Raw genomic sequence first — 2,593 nt, 5'->3', positions numbered from 1 at the left:
CCTTTTGTATCCATCCATAACCTTACACATTTGTTACGGATGAATTGAGCAGTACGAATAGCATCGTCTATCGCTTGATACTGTTGAGTTTTAGCTTTAACTTTAAACTCTAAGACAAACATTTTACGCAGGGGGTACTTAAATAAAATCAGTATAGCACAATAAAAGTTAAGTTAACAAGCTATAGTTTAAAAAGCCGTCCTAAAAGGACGGGGCTTTAACCCAAAATTTCGGTAATCAGTGATCAGTAATCAGTGATCAGCAATCAGTGATCAATAAACAGTGATCAGTGAACTGAAAACTCAACTCTGAATAACTGATCACCGATCACTGAAATTACTCGTCTTCAGCGAAAATAAAGCGAGTTAGTTCACTAGGATCGGGTTCAGGGCTAGATTCGGCAAATTTAACCGCTGCCTCGATTTCAGCTAGAATTTTCTCCTCGATTTCTTTTAATTCCTCTCTCGTGGCCAGATCTCGCTCGTAGAGGTAGGCGGCAAAGCGAGTGATCGGATCTCTTTCGCCCCAGAATTGTTTCTCGTCAGCACTGCGTAACTCGTCGGGATCTGCCAGAGAGTGACCCCGGAAACGATAGGTTAAGGCCTCAATTAAAGTCGGTCCTTCACCAGCGCGGGCGCGGGCCACAGCTTCTCTGGCGGCGGCATGAACGGCGACCACATCCATACCGTCCACTTCCACGCCGACCATACTAAAAACACTGGCTTTTTTATAGATTTCCGGTTGAGAAGTGGCTCGATCATGGGCCATACCGATCGCCCACTTATTATTTTCCACCACATAGATAATCGGCAACTTCCAGAGGGCGGCCATATTCAGACACTCAAAAAACTGGCCATTATTACTCGCCCCATCCCCGAAGAAACAGACCGTTACCTGATCGGCACTGGCATCACCCATGGCTTCGCGACGGTACTTACTTTGAAAAGCCGCCCCGGTTGCGACGGGAATCCCCTCGGCCACAAAAGCGTAACCCCCTAAAAGCTTATGTTCGGCGGAAAACATGTGCATGGAGCCACCCCGTCCTTTACTGCAGCCAGTAGCTTTGCCGAATAACTCCGCCATTACCTCTTGAGCGGGAACTCCGGCGCTGAGGGCGTGGACGTGATCGCGATAGGTGCTAGAAACGTAATCTTCTCCCTGACGCAAGGCTTTAATAATACCGCTAGATATCGCTTCTTGACCGTTGTAGAGGTGGACAAAACCGAACATTTTGCCCCGATAATACATTTCGGCACATTTATCTTCAAACATCCGCCCCAAAACCATATCCTCGTATAGGCGAAGACCTTCAGCTTTGGTAATAATGATGGAAGCAGGATTAAAGGTTGGTAAAGTACGTTCGGAAATCATAGGGTCTGTAGTATCATTTAGACAACAAAAAGGCAAGGGGAGAGGAAGCGGTAGATTTTTCGAGAATTCTGGCAGTGAATTTTTTGGTCTTAAACCAAGGGGTTCTTGGTATTTTCTCTCTCAAATCTAATCTTAGTCAGTCAGAGATTGGCTAGGATAAGATGGTATCTTGTTATTTTACTCGCTCCGCTCTCACTTACATCACTTAATTCACCTTAGATGTCGGCATTCCTCCCCCGTTACACCCTACGGGTTAGCGGCGGAGGAATGCCGACCAGTATAAAACGCGCGTAGCGCATCGACTCTAAATATGTTATGCTTCCTGTTGGTGAGTTTTTTGAGGCCGTGGAACAAGTCCTGACGCTAGTGATAAAGCTTCAAGTATGTAGCGAACAACAACAAGCGCTGTCCGATACCTGTACGGCTTTTGCGTCGGCTTGTAGCTGGATTAACGAGAACGTCAACCCCCAGCTGACTAACCGGAACTCGATTCAGGCTGTCTGTTATCAGGACGTTAAGGATCGGTTCGGATTGACGGCTAACCACGTTGTCAGAGCTTGCGGTCGGGTAGCGGCTAACCGTCTAACGGCGAAACAGAAGGGGAAGAAAGTTAAGAATTTCGCCCCGACAAGTTTCGATGGCGACGCTCGAACCTTCCGTTTCGTCGAGAAGGATTGGGCGATTACCGTTAGTACCAGGGGAAAACGGCTAACCCTTCCCCTGAGAGCGAGCAATTACCATCGGGGAAAACTAACCGGACAGAACCCGACATCCGCTCAAGTCTGTTTACATCGTGATGGCGGTTGGTATGTCCACATCCAACTAAAATCGGAACCGCCGAAACCTATCAACGCGGATAACATTATCGGGGTCGATTTCGGCCGTCGTGACATCGCGGTAACATCAACCGATAAATCGTGGTCGGGGGAGGGCATCAAGGAAACGAGGGATAAATACAGTCGTGTGAGGTCTTCTCTGCAAAAGAAAGCGTCTCAAGGCACTAGAACCACCAGGCGTAGGTGTCCGGAGATCTTGAAACGGCTATCGGGGCGGGAGAGAAGATACCAAGCGCACTTAAATCATCGAAAATTTGGGTTGAAAACCTCGCCCTTTAGGGCGACTTTATGTTAGCATTAAATTGAGTCGTTGACTTTGGGAACGCAGGAAACAAGCGACACTCCGTAATCCCTAAATCTCTAACCATCACTGGTACAAAAGCTTT

Annotated in this window: 1 protein-coding gene and 2 pseudogenes; 1 reads left to right on the top strand and 2 read right to left on the bottom strand. The window is 47.6% G+C overall.

The window, feature by feature from the left end; genetic code table 11:
- Nucleotides 1–122: pseudogene (locus IM322_RS13485) on the bottom strand (RNA-guided endonuclease TnpB family protein); the annotation flags it as partial.
- Between the two features lie 214 nt (nt 123–336).
- The gene (gene pdhA, locus IM322_RS13480) at nt 337–1,371 is read right to left on the bottom strand and encodes a pyruvate dehydrogenase (acetyl-transferring) E1 component subunit alpha (protein WP_287078175.1); all 1,035 of its coding nucleotides are present in this window, start codon (nt 1,369–1,371) and stop codon (nt 337–339) included.
- 315 nt (nt 1,372–1,686) lie between these two features.
- On the opposite strand from pdhA, the pseudogene IM322_RS13475 reads away from it, so the two are divergent.
- Nucleotides 1,687–2,454: pseudogene (locus IM322_RS13475) on the top strand (nuclease/transposase family protein); the annotation flags it as partial.
- Nucleotides 2,455–2,593: the final 139 nt, after the last annotated feature.

Origin of the sequence: Microcystis sp. M109S1, assembly GCF_020247025.1 — a bacterium.
Taxonomy (GTDB): Bacteria; Cyanobacteriota; Cyanobacteriia; order Cyanobacteriales; family Microcystaceae; genus Microcystis.
The sequence above is the reverse complement of the archived record's forward strand: the minus strand, read 5'-3'. Positions and strand labels throughout refer to the sequence as shown.

Bases quoted from the DNA above. Each gene is read 5' to 3' on its own strand.
- pdhA (WP_287078175.1), bottom strand. From the start codon at position 1,371: ATGATTTCCGAACGTACTTTACCAACCTTTAATCCTGCTTCCATCATT.